The sequence below is a fragment of the Lacisediminihabitans sp. genome, assembly GCF_036404185.1.
Classification (GTDB): Bacteria; Actinomycetota; Actinomycetes; order Actinomycetales; family Microbacteriaceae; genus Lacisediminihabitans.
In genome coordinates, this window is the sequence record NZ_DASWPB010000135.1 from 15,409 (window position 1) to 34,434 (window position 19,026).

19 protein-coding genes are annotated in these 19,026 nt (G+C 69.0%); 9 read left to right on the plus strand and 10 right to left on the minus strand.

All coding sequences use genetic code 11. From position 1 onward, the window contains the following. Window positions 1-5 precede the first annotated feature (5 nt). Window positions 6-593 carry a helix-turn-helix domain-containing protein gene (locus VGC18_RS09825; protein WP_331096774.1) on the minus strand — a complete coding sequence of 196 codons (588 nt, stop codon included), beginning with the start codon at window positions 591-593 and terminating at the stop codon, window positions 6-8. Window positions 594-702: 109 nt separating this feature from the next. Between VGC18_RS09825 and VGC18_RS09830 the strand changes: the two genes are divergently transcribed. Beyond that, entirely contained in the window at window positions 703-3,207 is a 2,505-nt protein-coding gene (locus VGC18_RS09830; RefSeq protein WP_331096776.1) for a beta-glucosidase family protein, read from the plus strand. On the opposite strand, the gene glpX is transcribed toward VGC18_RS09830, so the two are convergent. Further along, window positions 3,204-4,136, minus strand: coding sequence for a class II fructose-bisphosphatase (gene glpX / locus VGC18_RS09835; RefSeq protein WP_331096810.1), 933 nt, complete (start codon window positions 4,134-4,136; stop codon window positions 3,204-3,206). The two genes, VGC18_RS09830 and glpX, sit on opposite strands and share 4 nt — an antisense overlap. Before the next feature lie 158 nt (window positions 4,137-4,294). Between glpX and fbaA the strand changes: the two genes are divergently transcribed. Then, entirely contained in the window at window positions 4,295-5,320 is a 1,026-nt protein-coding gene (fbaA, locus tag VGC18_RS09840; RefSeq protein WP_331096779.1) for a class II fructose-bisphosphate aldolase, read from the plus strand. A 3-nt stretch (window positions 5,321-5,323) separates the two neighbouring features. Here fbaA and VGC18_RS09845 read toward each other — a convergent pair whose 3' ends face one another. The 4 genes from VGC18_RS09845 to VGC18_RS09860 all read right to left on the minus strand — a co-directional run bounded on the left by VGC18_RS09845 (window position 5,324) and on the right by VGC18_RS09860 (window position 9,257). Beyond that, complete coding sequence (locus tag VGC18_RS09845) at window positions 5,324-6,442, minus strand: hypothetical protein (RefSeq protein ID WP_331096782.1); 1,119 nt, start codon at window positions 6,440-6,442, stop codon at window positions 5,324-5,326. Continuing rightward, entirely contained in the window at window positions 6,429-7,625 is a 1,197-nt protein-coding gene (locus VGC18_RS09850; protein WP_331096784.1) for a sensor histidine kinase, read from the minus strand. Before VGC18_RS09850 ends, VGC18_RS09845 begins: the two co-directional genes overlap by 14 nt. A gap of 64 nt (window positions 7,626-7,689) precedes the next feature. After that, window positions 7,690-8,208: a DUF6264 family protein gene (locus VGC18_RS09855; RefSeq protein ID WP_331096786.1), complete on the minus strand. Its 519-nt coding sequence runs from the start codon at window positions 8,206-8,208 to the stop codon at window positions 7,690-7,692. Continuing rightward, the gene (locus VGC18_RS09860; RefSeq protein ID WP_331096812.1) at window positions 8,205-9,257 is read right to left on the minus strand and encodes a 4-hydroxy-3-methylbut-2-enyl diphosphate reductase; all 1,053 of its coding nucleotides are present in this window, start codon (window positions 9,255-9,257) and stop codon (window positions 8,205-8,207) included. Before VGC18_RS09860 ends, VGC18_RS09855 begins: the two co-directional genes overlap by 4 nt. A gap of 87 nt (window positions 9,258-9,344) precedes the next feature. On the opposite strand from VGC18_RS09860, the gene VGC18_RS09865 reads away from it, so the two are divergent. The 6 genes from VGC18_RS09865 to VGC18_RS09890 are packed head-to-tail and all read left to right on the plus strand — an operon-like array spanning window position 9,345 to window position 13,894. Beyond that, a complete protein-coding gene (locus VGC18_RS09865; RefSeq protein WP_331096788.1) occupies window positions 9,345-9,662 on the plus strand; it encodes a hypothetical protein in 318 nt (105 codons plus the stop codon). 10 nt (window positions 9,663-9,672) lie between these two features. Further along, the gene (gene xseA, locus VGC18_RS09870) at window positions 9,673-10,911 is read left to right on the plus strand and encodes an exodeoxyribonuclease VII large subunit (RefSeq protein ID WP_331096790.1); all 1,239 of its coding nucleotides are present in this window, start codon (window positions 9,673-9,675) and stop codon (window positions 10,909-10,911) included. Window positions 10,912-10,920: 9 nt separating this feature from the next. Then, window positions 10,921-11,151 carry an exodeoxyribonuclease VII small subunit gene (locus VGC18_RS09875; RefSeq protein WP_331096792.1) on the plus strand — a complete coding sequence of 77 codons (231 nt, stop codon included), beginning with the start codon at window positions 10,921-10,923 and terminating at the stop codon, window positions 11,149-11,151. After that, window positions 11,151-11,810, plus strand: coding sequence for a DUF4245 domain-containing protein (locus tag VGC18_RS09880; RefSeq protein WP_331096794.1), 660 nt, complete (start codon window positions 11,151-11,153; stop codon window positions 11,808-11,810). Before VGC18_RS09875 ends, VGC18_RS09880 begins: the two co-directional genes overlap by 1 nt. Beyond that, entirely contained in the window at window positions 11,807-12,442 is a 636-nt protein-coding gene (locus tag VGC18_RS09885; RefSeq protein WP_331096796.1) for a carbonic anhydrase, read from the plus strand. Before VGC18_RS09880 ends, VGC18_RS09885 begins: the two co-directional genes overlap by 4 nt. A gap of 36 nt (window positions 12,443-12,478) precedes the next feature. Next, window positions 12,479-13,894: a class II fumarate hydratase gene (locus VGC18_RS09890; protein ID WP_331096798.1), complete on the plus strand. Its 1,416-nt coding sequence runs from the start codon at window positions 12,479-12,481 to the stop codon at window positions 13,892-13,894. Between the two features lie 10 nt (window positions 13,895-13,904). Here the strand turns inward: VGC18_RS09890 and VGC18_RS09895 are convergent, their stop codons facing one another. From VGC18_RS09895 to VGC18_RS09910, 4 genes are all read right to left on the minus strand, one after another. Further along, window positions 13,905-14,669 carry a hypothetical protein gene (locus VGC18_RS09895; protein ID WP_331096800.1) on the minus strand — a complete coding sequence of 255 codons (765 nt, stop codon included), beginning with the start codon at window positions 14,667-14,669 and terminating at the stop codon, window positions 13,905-13,907. Window positions 14,670-14,889: 220 nt separating this feature from the next. Next, window positions 14,890-16,185, minus strand: coding sequence for a PhoH family protein (locus tag VGC18_RS09900; RefSeq protein WP_331096815.1), 1,296 nt, complete (start codon window positions 16,183-16,185; stop codon window positions 14,890-14,892). Between the two features lie 269 nt (window positions 16,186-16,454). Beyond that, complete coding sequence (locus VGC18_RS09905; RefSeq protein ID WP_331096802.1) at window positions 16,455-17,573, minus strand: aminotransferase class V-fold PLP-dependent enzyme; 1,119 nt, start codon at window positions 17,571-17,573, stop codon at window positions 16,455-16,457. A gap of 4 nt (window positions 17,574-17,577) precedes the next feature. Further along, window positions 17,578-18,363: an isoprenyl transferase gene (locus VGC18_RS09910; protein WP_331096804.1), complete on the minus strand. Its 786-nt coding sequence runs from the start codon at window positions 18,361-18,363 to the stop codon at window positions 17,578-17,580. A gap of 84 nt (window positions 18,364-18,447) precedes the next feature. On the opposite strand from VGC18_RS09910, the gene trhA reads away from it, so the two are divergent. Next, window positions 18,448-19,026 (plus strand): PAQR family membrane homeostasis protein TrhA (gene trhA, locus VGC18_RS09915; RefSeq protein WP_331096806.1); only part of this gene is annotated, 579 nt, incomplete at its 3' end.

Here is a 19,026-nt window from a genome sequence, read left to right on the forward strand (position 1 = left end):
CGAGGTCACTCGGGAGGGCTCAGGAGTCCGATCATCCCGTCGAGGATCGTCCGCATGTCGATTCGCGGCTCGTACATCCACTGCAGCTGGAGGCCGTCGCTCGCCGCCGTGATCAGCCGGGCGACGGCGACCGGATCGACGTCCGCCCGAATGTCGCCGGCCGTCTGCCTCGCTCGCACCGCGTCGGCGAGCCTGGCGACGAGATCCGCGTAGCGTTCGCGAATGTAGCCATTGGCCGGATGTTCCGGGGCCTCCCCCTCGACGACGAGCCGGGAATACAGCTGGACCAGCCCCGGCACGGTGCCGTTGTGCTCTGCGGCCCGGCTGAGGAGGTCGATGGTGTCGTCCGCCTCGGAGGCGAGGGCTGCTCTGTCCTGGGCATCCCGCTCCAGCAGGACCTCGGCCATGAGCTCTTCGCGGGAGTCGAAGTAGTGCAGCACGCCCGCCTTGCTGAGGCCGACGGCATCCGCGATCTCCTGCAGCGTCGAGTTGCGGTAGCCCCGCTCGGCGATCACCGCGAGGGCGGCGCGCAGGATCTCGCGGCGTTTGGCCTCGCCCTTGGCGTACCTTCTGACTTCGCCGGCACCGCTCATGCCCGTCACTGTACCAGCGGCAACAAACCTACCCGTGGTTGTTTTTGGTGCTATATTCGAGAAATCGCGGCCAGCGCATCACCGGCCGCTCGACTCGAAGGAGAGACCCATGACGCCTCGCGACCGCATCGACGGCACCGACCACACCGATGGCTCAGCCGGTGACACGGCGGCGGAGACCGCCAGGCTACAGGGGCTCCTCGAGCGACTGAGCCTTCAGGAGAAGGTGCAGCTGCTCACCGGCCGCGACTTCTGGAACACCTGGCCGATCGAGAAGATCGGGCTGCGGCGCATCCTCGTCTCCGATGGGCCGAGCGGCGTCCGCGGCGAGGTGTGGGACGAGCGCTCCCCCTCGCTCAACTTCCCGTCCGCGACCGCGCTCTCCTCGAGCTGGGACCTCGACATCGCCACCCGCTACGGAGCGGCGTCGGCCGTGGAGGCACGCCGCAAGGGCGTCGACGTCATCCTCGGACCGACCATCAACCTGCACAGGTCACCGCTCGGCGGCCGCCACTTCGAGGCCTTCAGCGAGGACCCGCGCCTCACGGCCGACCTCGCCGCCGCCTACGTTCGCGGCGCCCAGGAGAATGGCGTTGGCGCGACCCCCAAGCACTACGTCGCGAACGACTACGAGACGGAACGCTTCACCTCGGACACCGTCATCGGCGAGCGCGCGCTGCGCGAGCTCTATCTGCTCGCCTTCGAGAGGGCGGTCGTCGACGCGCACGCCTGGCTCGTGATGAGCGCGTACAACTCGATCAACGGCGTCACCGCCACGGAGAACGATCTTCTGCGCCGCCCGCTCAAGACGGACTGGGGATTCGACGGTGTCGTGATCAGCGACTGGACGGCCGTGCGGAGCCTCGCCAGCGCGGCGGCGGAACAGGACCTGGTGATGCCCGGCCCGGACGGCCCATGGGGTGATGCCCTTGTCGCCGCGGTGCGTGCAGGCGAGATCGACGAGGCGACCATCGACCGCAAGGTGATCAGGATCCTTCGGCTGGCGGCCAGGGTCGGCGCGCTCGACGGCATCGAGCCGGCCGTGGCCGTGCCGGCCAGGGTCGAGGACGGGCTGGCCTTCGCCAGGGAGGCTGCCGCCGCCGGCAGTGTGCTCCTGAAGAACGACGATCAGACCCTTCCCCTGAAGGCTGGCGCCCTCGGCTCCGTCGCCGTGATCGGCCACAACGCCCTCCAGGCCCGCACCCAGGGCGGTGGAAGCGCGACGGTGCTGCCGGAGCGGGTGATCAGCCCGCTCGAGGGCATTCGCGAGGCCCTGCCGGGTGTCGACGTCCGGTACTCCCTCGGCGCCGTGGTCCAGAAGGGGATCGCCGAGCTGCCGCTCGAGCAGATCGTCAACCCGGCCACCGGCGAGCACGGGATGCTGGTCAGGTTCCTGGACGCGGCCGGGACCGAGCTGTTCCGCGAGGACCGCAGGGCGACGGGCCTGTTCTACTTCGGCGGCGACGCGCCGACCACGACCGCCGACCGGCTCGAGCTCAGCCTGGACTGGACCCCGCGGTCGACGGGAACGGTCCAGTTCGGCTACTCGGCGGTCGGCCGCGGACGCATCTTCGTCGACGGCGTCATGCTCAAGGAGGACGTGAGCGAGGCGGTCGGCATGGACCTCGGGGCGAGCATGCTCAACCCGCCGTCGGCGACGGTCGAGGTCGCCGCCGTGGCCGGCACCGCCGTCCGTCTCGCGATCGAGTTCGATCTCGCGACCGCCGACCAGTCCATCCCCGGACTCGTGTCCATCACGGCCGGTCTCGAGGCGGACGACTCGGATCCCGACGGGCTGATCGCGGCCGCCGTCGAGACGGCCGCGGCATCCGATGTGGCCATCGTCGTGGTGGGGACCAACGCCCAGGTCGAGTCGGAGGGCTACGACCGCGAGAACCTCGACCTGCCGGGCCGCCAGGACGAGCTGGTGCGTGCCATCGTCGCGGCGAACCCGCGCACGATCGTCGTGGTCAACGCCGGCTCGCCCGTGCTGCTGCCCTGGCGCGACGAGGTGCCCGCCGTCCTGCTGACCTACTTCGGCGGCCAGGAATACGGTCACGCCCTCGCCGACATGCTCTTCGGCGCCGTCGAGCCCGGCGGCCGTCTGCCGACCACCTGGCCGAAGACGATGGCCGATGTCCCGGTGATCGACGTCACGCCGAAGGGCGGCGCGGTCCGCTATGACGAGGGAATCCACATCGGCTATCGCGCCTGGCTCCGCTCGGAGACGGAACCGGCCTTCGCCTTCGGTCACGGCCTCGGATACACCACCTGGCGCATCCAGGCGGCCACCGCGACCCCGGTCGTCTCCGAGGGCGGAATCGTCACGGTGACGGCCGAGGTGACCAATACCGGCCAGCGCCGGGGAAAGCAGGTCGTGCAGGTGTACGCCTCCCGCGCGGCCTCAGCGGTCGACCGTCCCGTTCGCTGGCTCGTCGGGTTCGCACCCGTCGTCGTCGAGGCGGGGGCGAGCACGACGGTGACCATCGAGGTACCCACGAGGGCCTTCGCCGACTGGTCGGACGGCTGGAACTACGAGGCGGGCGAGTTCACCCTCCATGTCGGCTCGTCCGTGCTCGATCTACCGGAGGCGGCGACGGTAGCACTGGTTTAGACCCACTTCTGCGCGACGTGGTCGGCTTCGACCCGTCTGATCGTGCCCGACTTGCCACGAAGCACGATGCTCTCGGTGCGGATGACGGGCCCGAGCTTCCTGACGCCGGCGACGAGCTGGCCGTCGGTGACCCCCGTCGCGACGAAGTAGGTGTTGTCGCTGGAGACCAGATCGCCCGACTCCAGCACCCGCTCGAGGTCGTGGCCGGCGTCGAGCGCCCGCTGGCGCTCCTCGTCGTTCCGCGGGAGCAGGCGAGCCTGGATGAACCCGTCGAGCGCCTTGAGCGCACAGGCCGTGATGATGCCCTCCGGGGTGCCGCCGACGCCCACGCACATGTCGATCCGGGTGCCGTAGAGGGCCGCGTTGATCCCGCCGGCGACGTCTCCGTCCAGCATGAGCCTCGTCTTCGCCCCGGCGGCATGGATGTCGTCGATGAGCTGGGTGTGCCTGGGCCGGTCGAGCACGGCGACGGTGAGGTCCCCGATGTCCTTGCCCTTGGCCTTGGCGAGCGCCCGGATGTTCTCCGCGATCGGCTGACGCAGATCGACGACGCCGCGCCCCTCCGGGCCGGTGACGATCTTGTCCATATAGAAGACCGCGGAAGGGTCGTACATGCTGCCGCGATCGGCGACCGCGATCATCGACAGCGCGTTCTGGCGCCCGGCCGCGGTGAGCGAGGTCCCGTCGATCGGGTCCACCGCGATGTCACAGGTCGGGCCGGTGCCGTCGCCGACGTGCTCGCCGTTGAAGAGCATGGGGGCGTGGTCCTTCTCGCCCTCGCCGATGACCACGACGCCATCGAAGCTCACGGTGCCGAGGAAGGTGCGCATCGCATCCACCGCGGCGCCGTCGGCGGCGTTCTTGTCTCCGCGTCCGATGAACGGGACGGCGCGGATGGCCGCCGCCTCCGTCGCGCGCACCAACTCCATGCCCAGGTTGCGGTCCGGATGAAGGTATAGGGGTTCGGTATCGATGCTCACCCGTCAAGGCTAACCAAATAGGGGTCGGATGGCCCTAGCCGCCCCCAAGAAGGCGATGCATCTTTAGTCAATAGACTTCAGTCACGATTCTTTTGAAGGAGACATTCATGCCCGTCGCAACACCGGAACAGTACGCAGAGATGCTCGACAAGGCCAAGAAGGGCGGCTTCGCCTACCCCGCGATCAACGCTTCGTCGTCGTCGACGATCAACGGCATCCTGCAGGGACTCACCGAGGCGGGCTCCGACGGCATCATCCAGGTGACCACCGGGGGCGCCGACTTCTTCGCCGGCCAGAGCGTCAAGGCGCGTGCCTCCGGGGCGCTGGCCTTCGCGGCCTTCGCCACCGAGGTGGCGAAGAACTATCCGATCACCGTCGCACTGCACACGGACCACTGCCCGAAGAACGCCCTCGACGACTTCGTCCTGCCGCTGCTCGCCGCCTCCGAGGCCGAGGTCAGGGCCGGTCATAACCCCATCTTCCAGTCCCACATGTGGGACGGTTCCGCGGTGCCGCTCGCGGAGAACATCGAGATCGCCAAGGGTCTGCTGCCCCGCATGAAGGCGATCCACGCCATTCTCGAGGTCGAGATCGGCGTCGTCGGCGGCGAGGAGGACGGCGTCGGCGCCGCAGAGAACGCCAACCTCTACACGACCCTCGACGACGTCGTGCAGGTCGTCGAGGCCCTCGGCCTCGGCGAGCAGGGACGCTACATCGCCGCGCTCACCTTCGGCAACGTCCACGGCGTCTACAAGCCGGGCAACGTCAAGCTGCGCCCCGAGCTCCTCGGCGAGATCCAGGAGGGCCTCGCGGCGAAGTACGGCACCGGCGCGAAGCCGCTCGATCTCGTCTTCCACGGCGGATCCGGCTCCACGGATGCCGAGATCGCCACCGCCGTGGCCAACGGCGTCGTCAAGATGAACATCGACACCGACACCCAGTACGCCTACAGCCGCTCGATCGCCGACACCGTTCTCCGGAACTACGACGGCTTCCTCAAGGTGGACGGCGAGGTCGGCAACAAGAAGGTCTACGACCCGCGCTCCTGGGGCAAGATCGCCGAGTCAGCCCTCGCCAAGCGGGTCGTCGAGGCCACCCAGCAGCTGGGATCCGCCGGCCACTCCGGCAAGTAGTCTTCAGCCTTCGGGCGGCAGGTCGAACTCCATGGAGAACTGCCGCCCGTCGTGCCAGACGAGATTGGGCACGGTCGTCCCGAGCGTGATGTAGTAGGGTGCCAGGGCCGTCATCCGGCCGGTGCCCGACACCTCGATGTCCGAGTGGAGCAGCACGCGGGTGGACTCCCCCTGCGGGACGAACTCCACCCGCAGCCTTCCCCGGTCGAGCGGCGGGGTGCGGAGCACGGCGAGGAGCAGCCCCCTGAGGGCCGCCTTCTGCGGCTGAAGCATCCTGTCCGCCCGGCGCTCCGGGTCGATGACCTCGACCGGCAGATCGTCCACCAGTGCCTGGAGCCAGCTCAGGCGGGACCTGGTCACCAGGTCGAGGCGAACCGCCTCGGCGAGACGGGCGGCCATGGACCGGTGCTGCGCCTTGATCTCTCCAGAGGCCGCCCACTCCTCGAGCAACGGTATCGCCCGCTCGATGAGCGCGGGCAGGGTGCTGCCCTGGAAGCGGCCGACCGCGGGGTCGACGATCTCGTCCTGGGGCGCGTCGAGGGAGCGCAGCACCAGGGTCACGACCGTGTACGAGAACACGGTCATGGATGCCGTCGCCACGACGATCGGCCCGGTGCCGATGAGGAGGACGGTGATCGGCGGCCAGAACGACTCGGTGGAGACGAAGCCGACCCAGAGGACGGCGCCGGCGACGATCGTGCTCAGGACGCCATAGAGCAGCACCTGGAGGGCGGACGAGTAGGGTCCGAGGCTCGCGATCACCAGGGCCAGCCCACAGGTGGCCCACCACTGCTCGACGGGGACGGAGCCGGGGGCGAGGTCCGCGGCGGAGGCCAGCAGCGCCAGCCAGGCGACCAGCAGCACGAGCATGGCCTGCCAGGTGCGCAGGTGCGGCCGACGAGGCCGGGTCAGCGTGAGGATCGCGATGCCGCAGCCCACGAAGAGGACGATGGCAACGAGCTCGAGCCCGGGAGCCGGCGCGGTGCCGCGGGTCACCAGCGAGGCGATCACCCCGTAGGCAGCGATGATGCCGGCGAACACGCCGGGGACGAGCGGACCGCTGAACCAGCTGAGCGGGTCCACCTCCTGCGGTGAGACCCTCCAGCTCTCAGCCCTCGCCATGTCGCTCCGCCCCGACCGGCACGGTGATCAGCACGGAGGTGCCGACGCCCACCGCGGACCGCACGACGACCTGGCCGCCGACGCTCTCGATCCGCTCGGTGAGCGCGACCCGGATGCCGAGCCTGTTCGCCGGGACCGCCGCCGGATCGAAGCCACGGCCACGGTCGACGATCATGAGGGTGAAGGTACGCCCGTCGCTGTCGACGAGCACCTGCGCCTCGGTGGCCTGGGCATGCCGCAGCACGTTGTTGAGGCTGGCCCTCAGCGCGCCGGCGACGGCCGCCCTGGTGCGGGAGGGGAGCCCGTCCATGACCGTCGCATCGCCGGTGATCCGCGCCGCCAGTCCCCGCCACGGGAACTCGGCGACGACGGAGGCGATGTCATCGCGCCTGTCCGGTCCGTCGTCCAGCGCCTCGAAGCCGCCCTCCATCACCGACCGGAGCAGCCGGACGTCCGCGCGGAAGCGCTCGCGATCTCGTTCGTCCAGTCGTCGTGTGTTCGTCGCGACCAGGCCCAGGTCGGTCAGCAGGGTCTCGTGGACGAGCGCGACGGTGTCCCGCTCGAGGACCCGCTGAGCGGACATCCCGGCCATCGTGAGCTCCATCTCGGCCACGTCGGGCACCCGCGCGAGCTGGCTGCGGCGGATGAGGCCGAGCGCGATCCACACCGTGATATAGAGCACCGCCACCATGGCGGGTCCGAACCCGGTGACGATGCCCTCACCGAGCGAGAGGTCGGCGGCGATGGTGGCGGCGAGGCCGACGAGGAAGCCGGACACGGTCCACAGGACGCTCGGCACGACCCCGAGGGACAGGCTCCCGACGAGGGTGAGGGCGACGGCCGGCCGGTTGAGCAGATACACACCCCGCTCGTGCAGGGTCGGATCGGTGTGGCTCAGGGCGATCTGGAAGACGAACGAGCAGGCGGCACCGACGAGCAGGTAGGTCACGGCGGAGCTCGGCGTCTTCCTCCAGGCCAGCAGCACCAGGGACGCCGCCATGACGACCAGCGCCGCGGCGGGGACACCCACCTCGGCCAGCCGGTGAGCGGAGGCGAGAACGTCGACCAGCACGATGGCCGTCGTCAGCAGGGTGACCCCGGCGACCGCCCAGCCGCCCCTGGACACCGCGGTGGCAATGGCCGCGGAGGCGAGCGGACGCGGTGGAACCCGTACCTTCACCACACCCCGATCGCTGCTGTATCCAAAATCATAGAGCCAGGCACGGGCGGACCGGATTGCGGCGGGATCAGCCCTGTCCGTTGACGTAGGTCGTGAATGCCGGATCGGAGAACATCAACACGAGCAGGCAGACCCCCACGACGATGGAGGCGACCACCCCGGCGATGACGGGCACGTAGAAGGCCAGACGGTTGCGGCGGAGGAGCCGGCCGGTGACGGCGGCGGCGATGATCCAGAGGACCGCGCTCGAGACGTTGATGACGACGCCGAGCGCGGTGGCCAGCGCCGACGGGGTGAAGGTACCGATGCCCTGAGCGGCATACACGTCGTTCAGCAGCGATGCCGGGTCGGAGAACTGGAAGAACCCGCCGATGATGTTGATGAGGCCGTAGGCGAGGAGGGCGACGCTGAGCACGACGTTCCATCGCCTCGGGCGCGGGACGGCGGTGGCGGCAGGGGAATACGGTCGCAGCGGCGCGGGGGGCGCCGTGGGGGGCGGAGGCTCTGCAGGGGTTCCGATGGCCTTCGCCTGCACCTCGGGAGAGGCGTACTCGCCGTACTTGGGCCGGGGACGCGGATCGGTCATCGGGACTGCCAGTCGAGCTGGCGGATGCGTCCGCCGAGTCCACGGGCATCCGCCTGCCCGTCGGCGTCCTTGCGGAGCTCCTTGGGGAGCGAGAACATGAGATCCTCCTCCGCCGTCACGATCTGCTCGACGTCGGCGTAGCCGGCATCCGCGAGGTCGTCCAGCACCTCCTGCACGAGCACCTCCGGCACCGACGCACCGGAGGTCACCCCGACCGTCGTCACGCCATCGAGCCACTCCTGACGGATCTCGCTCGCGTAGTCGACGCGGTATGCCGCCCTGGCGCCGTGATCGAGCGCGACATCCACGAGCCTGACCGTATTCGAGCTGTTGGCCGAGCCGACGACGATCACGAGCTCCGCCTCCTCCGCGACCTTCTTGATCGCGACCTGACGGTTCTGGGTCGCGTAGCAGATGTCGTCGCTCGGCGGGTTGTGCAGATTGGGGAAACGCTCCCGCAGGAGGCGAACGGTCTCCATCGTCTCGTCGACGCTCAACGTCGTCTGCGACAGCCAGACCAGGTTGTCCGGATCCTTCACCCGGATGGAGGCGACGTCCTCCGGGCTCCCCACCAGCGTGGTTCGCTCCGGAGCGTGTCCCATCGTGCCCTCGACCTCCTCGTGACCGGCGTGGCCGATCAGCAGGATCTCGAAATCGTCCCTGGCGAACCGGAGCGCCTCACGGTGCACCTTCGTCACCAGCGGACAGGTCGCGTCGATCGCCTCGAGGTCGCGCTCGGCGGCCGCCTGCACGACGGCAGGCGAGACGCCGTGCGCGGAGAACACGATGTGGGAGCCCGGTGGGACCTGATCGACCTCGTCGACGAAGATCGCACCCTTCTTCTCGAGGGTCGACACGACGTGGATGTTGTGGACGATCTGCTTGCGCACGTAGACCGGAGCGCCATAGTGCTCCAGCGCCTTCTCGACCGCGATGACGGCCCTGTCCACTCCTGCACAGTAGCCTCGGGGGGCGGCGAGCAGCACCCTCTTGGGACCCGTGACGGGGTTGTCCCGTAGCCTGTTGCGTACCGCGGGAATCCGCGGCACGCTGAAGCTGGCGGCCTCGCCGTTGGTTATCGCGCTCACGGCACGATTCTACTTCGGCGGCGCTCACAGAGACTGGGAGACGGACAGATGGCAAGCAGGGCGGCGACGGAGGCCTTCGAGAACCTCGCTCTTTCACTGCGCGACGAGGACGGCGTGACCTTCGAGCCGAGTGGGCTCGTGGTGCACGGCAAGCTCTTCGCATTCCTTCAGGGGGAGCGCCTCGTGGTCGAGCTGCCGGAGAGCCGTTCCCGCGACCTGGTCACCCGTGGGGTGGCGGCCACCTTCGTCTCCGAGGGACATCCGAGTCGCAAATGGGTGAGCGTCGCCGACGTGCAGCTCTGGGACGAGCTGGCCAGGGAGTCGCACGAGTTCGTGGGAGAGCCGCCCATCGGCGGCCAGTCGTGACGGGCCGGTCATGACGATGACGGATGCCCCCTCGACGGTCGACGCGCCGTGGCCCGTCGCCCTGCTCTCGACCAAGATCAAGGGCTGGATCGACAGGCTGGGCAGCGTCTGGGTGGAGGGCGAGATCACCCAGTGGGGCGCCTCCGGCGGGAACGTGTACGGCAAGCTCAAGGACCTCGAGGCCGACGTGACGGTCGGCTTCACGGTGTGGTCCTCCGTGCGCGCCAAGCTTCCCGACGACCTCAAACAGGGCGATCACGTGATCGCCCTCGTCAAGCCGAACTACTGGCTCAAGGGCGGAACGCTCACGATGCAGGTGTTCGAGATGCGCCACGTCGGCCTCGGCGACCTGCTGGAGAGGCTCGAACGGCTCCGCCGGCTCCTGGCGAGTGAGGGCCTGTTCGATCCCGACCGCAAGAGACGCCTGCCCTTCCTGCCCCACTGCATCGGCCTGATCACCGGGAAGGACTCCGACGCCGAGAAGGACGTGTTGCGCAACGCGCAGCTGAGATGGCCGGCCGTCGCCTTCCGGGTCGTGCACACCGCCGTCCAGGGAGACCGGGCATGCGGAGAGGTCACCTCGGCGCTCAAACTGCTCGACGCCGATCCGGAGGTCGACGTGATCATCGTCGCCCGCGGAGGAGGCGACTTCCAGAACCTGCTCGTCTTCAGCGACGAGACGCTCGTGCGCACCGCCGCCGCCTGTCTGACCCCTGTTGTCAGCGCAATCGGCCACGAGGCGGACCGGCCGCTGCTCGACGAGGTCGCCGACCTGCGCGCATCCACGCCGACGGATGCGGCGAAACGAGTGGTCCCGGACGTCGCGGAGGAGCTGAATCGGGTGCAGCAGGCGCGCGCGCGAATCGGCAACAGGATGACCGGCCTCATCGGCTCCGAGATCGACCGCCTCGAACAGCTCCGCTCTCGCCCGGTGCTCGCGAGCGCGACCTGGGTCGTCGACTCGCGCGCCGAGGAGCTCGGGCGCTACGTCGCCCGCAGCGCCGAGCTCGTCGGACGGTTGATCGAACGCTCCCAGGCGTCCGTGACGGAACTGCGATCGCAGCTCCGGGCGCTCTCGCCGCAGCGCACGCTCGACCGGGGCTACGCGATCGCCCAGCTGCCCGGCGGAGGCATCCTCCGCAGCGAGAAGGATGCGGTGGTGGGCACTCCCCTCCTCCTCACCCTCGCCGACGGTGCCGCCCACGCAACCGTCGCGCCGGCACCGACCGCCGCACCGAAGGCTGGGTAGAGTTAACCGGTGGCACAGAATCCTTCCCCCGCCCAGAACGGCGACATCGCGGACCTGACCTACGAGCAGGCCAGGGACGATCTCGTCCGCGTGGTGAACGAGCTCGAGCAGGGCTCGTCGACCCTCGAGCAGTCGCTCGAGCTCTGGGAACGCGGGGAGGCCCTCGCGCGCCGCTGCGAGGAATGGCTCATCGGGGCGAAGGCCAGGCTCGACGCGGCCCGCGCCGCCAGCGTCGACTGATGTCCGTGACAGGCTCCGCCGGGCGTCCGCCGCGGATCGTCGCGGAGCTCGGCCGCCCGGAGACGCCGGAGGAGACCGCCGCGCGCAAGGCGGAGAGCTCCCGGCGTCACCGGTCGAACCAGACCCTGGTCAACCTCGTGATCGCCCTCGTCGCCTCCCTCGCCGTGGTGCTCGTCCTCGTGCTGGTGGTCGTGCGCCCGGCTCCCCCCGCCGCGCCGCGCATCGATTATCGCGCCGACGCCGCCCAGGCCCAGCCGGGGGTCGAGGAGCCGCTCGCCGCCCCTCACCTGCCGGCGAGCTGGACCGCCAACGCCGACGGTCTCGACACCGGTTCCGATGGGGTGACGTCCTGGTCGATCGGCTTCATCACGCCCGGCGAACAGTTCATCGCGCTCAAGCAGGGGGTGAAGGCGAACGCGACCTGGGTCGCCGATCAGCTGAACCAGGCAAGGGCGACGGGAAAGACGGTCGTCGGCGGTCTCGACTGGACGGTGTACGACCAGCGCGACCAGAAGGACCCCGGCAACTTCGCCTACTCGATGACGACAAGACTCGACGGCAGCAGCATCGTGCTCCACGGAACGGCGAAGACCGCGGAGTTCACGGCCATCGCCTCGGCGATCGCGAGGCAGCTCACAACGACGGGAAGCGACGGATGACACAGGAGCGCAGGACCAGCCCGCTGACGGCGTGGCAGGAGATGCAGCACGGCAACGAGCGATTCGTGAGCGGCGTGCCGAGCCACCCCCGCCAGGACGTCGAGCGCCGCGAGCAGCTCCTCGGCCAGCAGACGCCGCACGCCGCGCTGTTCGGTTGCAGCGACTCCCGGCTGGCGGCCGAGATCATCTTCGACCTGGGTCTCGGCGACCTCTTCGTGGTCCGCAACGCCGGCCAGATCATCTCGGACTCGGTGATCGGCTCGCTGGAATACGCGGTCAGCGTCCTGCGGGTCCCCCTCATCGTTGTGCTCGGCCACGACGAATGCGGCGCGGTGGCCGCCGCGATCGACTCCCAGGCGCCCGACGCCGTGCCGCTGCCCCCGCACATCCACCTGCTGATCGAGAAGATCATTCCCGCGGTGCGACGGGTCCAGCGGGGTGGCGCCCCCGGCATCCGCCCCGATCCGACCGAGGTCGGGCGGGAACACCTGCGCGACACCGTGGCCGAGCTCCTGGAGCACTCCGAGCTGATCAGCGATGCCGTCGCCGCGGGTACGCTGGCCATCGTCGGGGCGAACTACCGGCTGCTCGAGGGCACGGCCGTCCCCGACATCGTCGTCGGCGCCGTCTAGCGCCGACCCCGCGAGTAGAGAAGGAAACACAACGCCGTGAGCGACTCCACCGAGGCAGACCAGCAGTACCGCATCGAGCACGACACGATGGGCGAGGTGAGGGTGCCGATCTCCGCGCTCTACGGCGCGCAGACCCAGCGCGCGGTGGAGAACTTCCCGATCTCCGGCTCTGGCCTCGAGGCGGCGCAGATCGTGGCCCTCGCCCGCATCAAGCGCGCGGCGGCGATCGTCAACAGCGAGCTCGGCATCCTCGACCCCTCGATCGCGGACGCCATCGTGCTCGCGGCGGACGAGCTCATCGCCGGGCGCCATCACGACCAGTTCCCGGTCGACACCTACCAGACCGGCAGCGGCACCTCCTCGAACATGAACATGAACGAGGTGCTGGCGACGCTCGCCACCCGGTTCACGGCCTCTCCCGTGCATCCCAACGATCATGTCAACGCCTCGCAGTCGTCGAACGACGTCTTCCCCACCTCCGTCCACGTGGCCGTGACGGGCGCGCTGCTCGGCGACCTCGTCCCGGCCCTCGACCATCTCGCGGCGGCGTTCGAGCGGAAGGCCGTGCTCTGGGCCGATGTCGTCAAGTCCGGGCGCACCCACCTCATGGATGCCACTCCGGTCACGCTCGGCCAGGAGTTCGCCGGGTATGCGGCGCAGATCAGGCACGGGATCGAACGCGTCCAGTCGACCATCCCGCGCGTCGCCGAGGTTCCTCTCGGCGGCACGGCCGTCGGGACCGGCATCAACACCCCTGCCGGTTTCTCGCAGAGGGTGATCGCCGGTCTCGCCGCCGATTCTGGGCTGCCGCTGACCGAGGCGCGCGACCACTTCGAGGCGCAGGGAGCCCGCGACGGTCTCGTCGAGGCATCCGGTGCCCTGCGGGTCATCGCGGTGAGCCTCACCAAGATCTGCAACGACCTGCGCTGGATGGGATCCGGGCCGAACACCGGCCTCGGCGAGCTGCACATCCCCGATCTGCAGCCCGGCTCCTCGATCATGCCTGGCAAAGTCAACCCGGTGATCCCCGAGGCGGTGCTCATGGTGGCCGCGAGGGTGATCGGCAACGACGCGACGATCGCGTGGGCCGGCGCATCCGGCGCCTTCGAGCTCAACGTGGCCATTCCGGTCATGGGAACCGCCCTGCTCGAATCGATCAGGCTGCTGTCGAACTCGACGGTCGCCCTGGCGGACAAGGCCGTCGACGGACTCGAGGCGAACCGCGAACGTGCCCTGGCCCTGGCGGAGTCCTCCCCCGCGATCGTGACGCCACTCAACCGGGTGATCGGCTACGAGGCGGCGGCCGCGGTGGCGAAGAACGCCGTGAACAAGGCGATCACCATCCGCGAGTCCGTGATCGACCTCGGCTTTGTCGACCGCGGCGAGGTGACCCTCGAACAGCTCGATACCGCGCTCGATGTACTCTCCATGACCAGGCCGCCCCGGTCCTGACCCCGAGGCGCTAGCGGGTCGCGCCGGCCTTCGGTATCGGTGCGCCGCCGAGAGTGACGACCGCGCGCCCCTGTAGCGGACCCTGCAGGTCGACGGGGATCAACACGGAGACGGAGTCTGCGCCGGCGGCCGAGGTGCTGCAGTCCATCACCTGGGCCGTTGTCAGGCCACCGGGATTCGGTTGCCCGTAGAACACACCCACCGAGACCGTCTTGTCGGCCTCCACCACGGCCACCGCCTGCGGAATGCATCGCCTGTCGGCTCGGACCTCCACCACGAGGTCGGCCGTGTCGAGGGCGGTGAGCCCGACCTCGGGGTTCGTGCCGAGATATCCGTCGTCGCTGGGGGGCGAGAAGTTGTTCAGGGAGAACAGGTAGTCGGGATTGCGCTGGGCGCCGTCGATGCCGAGGTAACGAAGCACCGGCTGATCGACGAGGCCGAACGGCGCGGAGGCGAGCGGAGCGAAGACGCGGTTGACGACCTGCGGCTCCGGGCGTCCCCAGACGCGCTGGACCTCGCTCGTGGGATGCCCGGTCCCTCCGGGGGTGGGCTGCGCGGGGCGCGTGCCACCTGAGGAGACCCCGACGAGGACGATGGCGATCAGTCCAGCCACCGCGACGAGCCGCTGTATGCCGAAGACGCCGGGCCTCGGCTCCGGAGCCGAGGCGGAACGACTCCAGCCCATCAGCGTCCGCCATTGGCCGCGAGGGGAGACCGCGCCCCAGAGCGTCAGAATCGTGAGCCCGACCAGGATCGCGATCAGGACGGGAGGCATCCTTCAACCCTAAGCTGCTTCCCGACGTAGTGAGAGATCATCCGTTCTTTGCCGCGCCGGATTGGCAGCTTTCTCCAAGATTCGCGCCCGCCCGCCGTGCATAACTCCTGCAGTTCTCGCCCGGCTGCCGCCGAGAGCCCGGATCGCCGGGGCGGCCCGGAGGCGCAGAGGAGAACCGCAGGAGTTATGCACATCGTGGGCCGGCGCACGACGGCGTGCGCTAGGTCAGCTCGTTGGACTCCAGCATCTCGGTGACCAGGGCGGCGATCGCCGACCGCTCCGAGCGACTGAGGGTGATGTGACCGAACAGCGGATGTCCCTTGAGCGTCTCGATCACCGAGGCGACCCCGTCGTGACGGCCGACCCGCAGGTTGTCGCGCTGTGCGACGTCATGGGTCAGCACCACCCGGGAGTTCTGGCCGATCCGGCTGAGCACCGTCAGCAGCACGTTGCGTTCGAGCGACTGGGCCTCGTCGACGATCACGAAGGCATCGTGCAGGGAACGGCCGCGGATGTGGGTCAGGGGAAGCACCTCGAGCATCCCGCGCTCGATCACCTCGTCGAGCACGTTCTGCGAGACGACAGAGCCGAGGGTGTCGAACACCGCCTGAGCCCAGGGATTCATCTTCTCGGCCGCGTCGCCTGGCAGGAAGCCGAGCTCCTGGCCGCCGACGGCGTAGAGCGGACGGAAGACCATGATCTTCTTGTGCTGCTGCTTCTCCAGTACCGCCTCGAGGCCGGCGCACAGCGCCAGCGCCGACTTGCCCGTCCCCGCGCGCCCGCCGAGCGAGACGATGCCGATCTCCGGATCGAGGAGCATGTCGATCGCGAGCCGCTGTTCGGCGGAACGCCCGTGCAGGCCGAAGATGTCCCGATCGCCGCGCACGAGTCGGAACTCGCCGCGCGAGGTCACCCGTCCCAGGGCGGAGCCCCGGTCGGAGTGGACGACCAGACCGGTGTTGATCGGGATGTCCTCCACCAGCCGGGAGTGCAGCTGCTCGTTGTCGTAGAGCTGGGACATCTGCTCGGAACCGAGGCTGATCTCCGCCATCCCGGTCCAGCCGGAGTCGACGGCCAGCTCGGCGCGATACTCCTCCGCGGCCAGGCCGATCGACGCCGCCTTCACGCGGAGGGGAAGGTCCTTCGAGACGACGGTCACATCGAGACCGTCGTTGGCGAGGTTCAGGGCGACCGCGAGGATCCGCGAATCGTTGTCGTTCAACTGGAGTCCGGAAGGCAGCACCGACATGTTCGAGTGGTTGAGTTCGACCCGGAGGGAGCCGCCCTCTCCAACGGCGATCGGGAAGTCGAGACGCTCGTGCTGCACGCGCAGTTCGTCCAGATTGCGAAGCGCCTGGCGAGCGAAATAGCCGATCTCCGGGTCGTTGCGTTTCGACTCGAGTTCGGTGATCACGATCACCGGCAGCACCACCGGATGTTCTGCGAAGCGGAAGATGGCCTTCGGATCGGACAGCAGCACCGAGGTGTCGAGCACATAGGTGCGCTCGGCGGTCACGGTCCGCTCGTCCGACTGGGGAGTTTGGCTTGTCTTCTGCTTGGTGTTGTCGACCAGGGCCACGTTTGCTCCATCCCCGAGCGCTTAGCGCTCGGATCCAGTCCCGTGACGGCCAACACACGTACCGAAACGAACTTTCATGGCCGTCTCGACCAGGCGCCATACCTGATGAAAATGACGCTACGTGGGGATCCTGGGCTCCCGCTCAGCGACACGCGCGAGTTCGTGTTACCGATCGGTTAATCTTGCCCGCCCCCGCGCGGGCCGGTTCAGACGGTGATGGCGGAGGCGTAGCTCGTGAAGGCGGCACGCAGCATGTCGAAGGTCTCCTCGTCCGTCGACACGTGGGAGCTGAGCCGCACGGTGCTCTCCCGGATCGTCGCGGTGAGACCGTGGTTGAAGAGGGATGCCGAGAGCGCGGTGAGCTGATCGGCGGCGGGTTCCAGCACGACGATGCCCGCGCGCTCATTGTCGGCCCTGGAAGAGACCACGGGAACGGCGTACTCGTCCGCGAGCTCGATCACCCTGGACACCTTCTCGCCAACGCACGCGCTGACCTCGCCGATGCCGACGGAGGCGATCTCCTCGAGCGCGGTGGCGAATCTGGCCTGGGCGACCGGGCTCGGATTGCTCACCGTGAAGGCCCCCGCGCCGCGCACCGGGGGAAGCAGGCCGGTGGTGGGGTCGCCGTCGGCGGAACTGAATCCGGAGACCACCGGCGTGAGCCGGTCGACGGCCCGGTCGCTGAGGGCGAGAAAACCGGTCCCCCAGCCGGAGCGGATCCATTTCTGACCGCCCGCGACGACCACATCGGCCACCCCGTATGGCGCATCCACCACCCCGAAGCCCTGAACGGCGTCGACGACCAGCAGCCGGTCGCCGATGACCTGCCGGATGCCGTCGATGTCGGCGAGATATCCCGTGCGGTAGTCGACGAGGCTGACCACGACCGCGACGGTGTTCTGGGTCAGCTGATCCCGCACGATGCCCGGGGTGATCGGTCCGCCGCCGGTCTCGAGCCAGATGGGGTCCAGCACGCCGAGCGCCTCGGCGGCACGAGCGGCCGCGAAGCTGGCGCTCGGGAACTCGAGCGCGGAGAGCAGCACGCCGCCGGTCAGACCGAACATGGTGTGCATGAGGCCCGCGCTGGTGTTCGGTTGGAACACCACCTGGTCAGCTCGAAAGCCGGTCAGGGCGGCGACGGCCTCCCGCACGCGCGCATCCTGCTCGTCCAGGCTGGCGAGGCTGCCGAAGCGGGCACGGCGGAGCAGCTCGTTCTGCGCCTGCTCCTCCGCGATCACCGCGTTACCGAGCGGGCCGAAGCGGGCGAAGTCCAGGTATCCCGGCTCCTCGGTGAAGTCGGCCGCGAATTCGTCGATAGTCGTCATTTCACTAGCTACCGTAGCGGCGTTGACGGGTCGCGTAGTCACGCAGGGCACGGAGGAAGTCGACCTCGCGCAGGTCGGGGCCGAGCGCCTCGACGAAGTAGAACTCGCTGTGGGCGCTCTGCCAGAGCATGAAGTCGCTCAGTCGCTGCTCGCCGGAGGTGCGGATGACGAGGTCGGGATCGGGCTGTCCCCCGGTGTAGAGGTGGTCGCCGATGAGCTCCGGGGTGAGGATCTCGGCGAGCGCGTCGAGGGTGCCGCCCTCCTCGCCGTGCTGCTTGACGATGCTCCGCATGGCATCGGCGATCTCCCGGCGGCCGCCGTAGCCGACCGCGAGGTTGATGTGCAGGCCGGTGTTGTCCTTGGTACGCTTCTCCGCCGCCTTGAGCGTGGCGACCAGGGACTCCGGCAGGCCCTCGTCGGACCCGACCTGCTGCACCCGCCAGTCCCGGAAGTGGGAGAGGTCCTCCGCGAGGTCGGCGATGATGTCGAACAGGGCGTCGAGCTCCTCCGGTTTGCGACCGGTGAGATTGTCCGTCGACAACAGGTACAGCGTCGCCACGGAGATGCCGAGGTCGTCGCACCAGACCAGGAACTCGCGGAACTTCGCCGCGCCGGCCCGGTGTCCATGGGCCGCGCTCTCGTGCAGCCGCTGGCGGGCCCAGCGCCGGTTTCCGTCGAGGATCATCGCCACGTGCTTCGGCAGGTCCTGCGTGCTCAGCCAGCGGCGGATGCGCTTCTGATAGAGCCCGTAGAGCAGTCCGCGCCCGAGTGCTCGTTCCCGCTTCGCCACCTGCCTAACGCTAGTCCACTCTCCGCCGCGTTCCGGGTCGCCCCCGCTCGGCCGACGCTCCGGTGCCAGCGCTAGGCTGACCGCATGAGCCAGGATCCGTCGGACAGTCCCCCCTCCGATCGATCCGGTCTCGATGACGGCGGGCCCGATCTGCCGAACATCCCCCTGCTCGACGCCGAGCTGAGTCAGGACCCCCTCACCGAGCAGAAGCCCACCTGGCGGGGGTGGATCCATGCGGGAACGTTCCCCCTGGCCATCGTCCTCGGGACCGTGCTCATCACGCTGGCGGACGGCGCCCCGGCCAAGATCAGTTCGGCCGTCTTTGTGCTCTCCTCGTTGCTGCTCTTCGGCATCTCCGCCCTCTACCACCGCTTCACCTGGTCGGAGAGGACGAAGCGCCTGCTCAAGCGGCTCGACCACGCGAACATCTTCCTGCTGATCGCCGGTTCGTACACCCCGATCACCGTCCTCGCCCTCCCGCATCAGAAGGCGGTGCTGCTGCTCTGGCTGGTCTGGGGCGGTGCCCTGCTGGGCATCGGCTTCCGGGTGTTCTGGATCGGCGCGCCGCGCTGGCTCTACGTCCCGCTCTATCTGCTCCTGGGTTACGCCTCACTGGTCTTCATCGTGGACTTCTTCCGGGCCAATCCGGTCATGATGACGCTC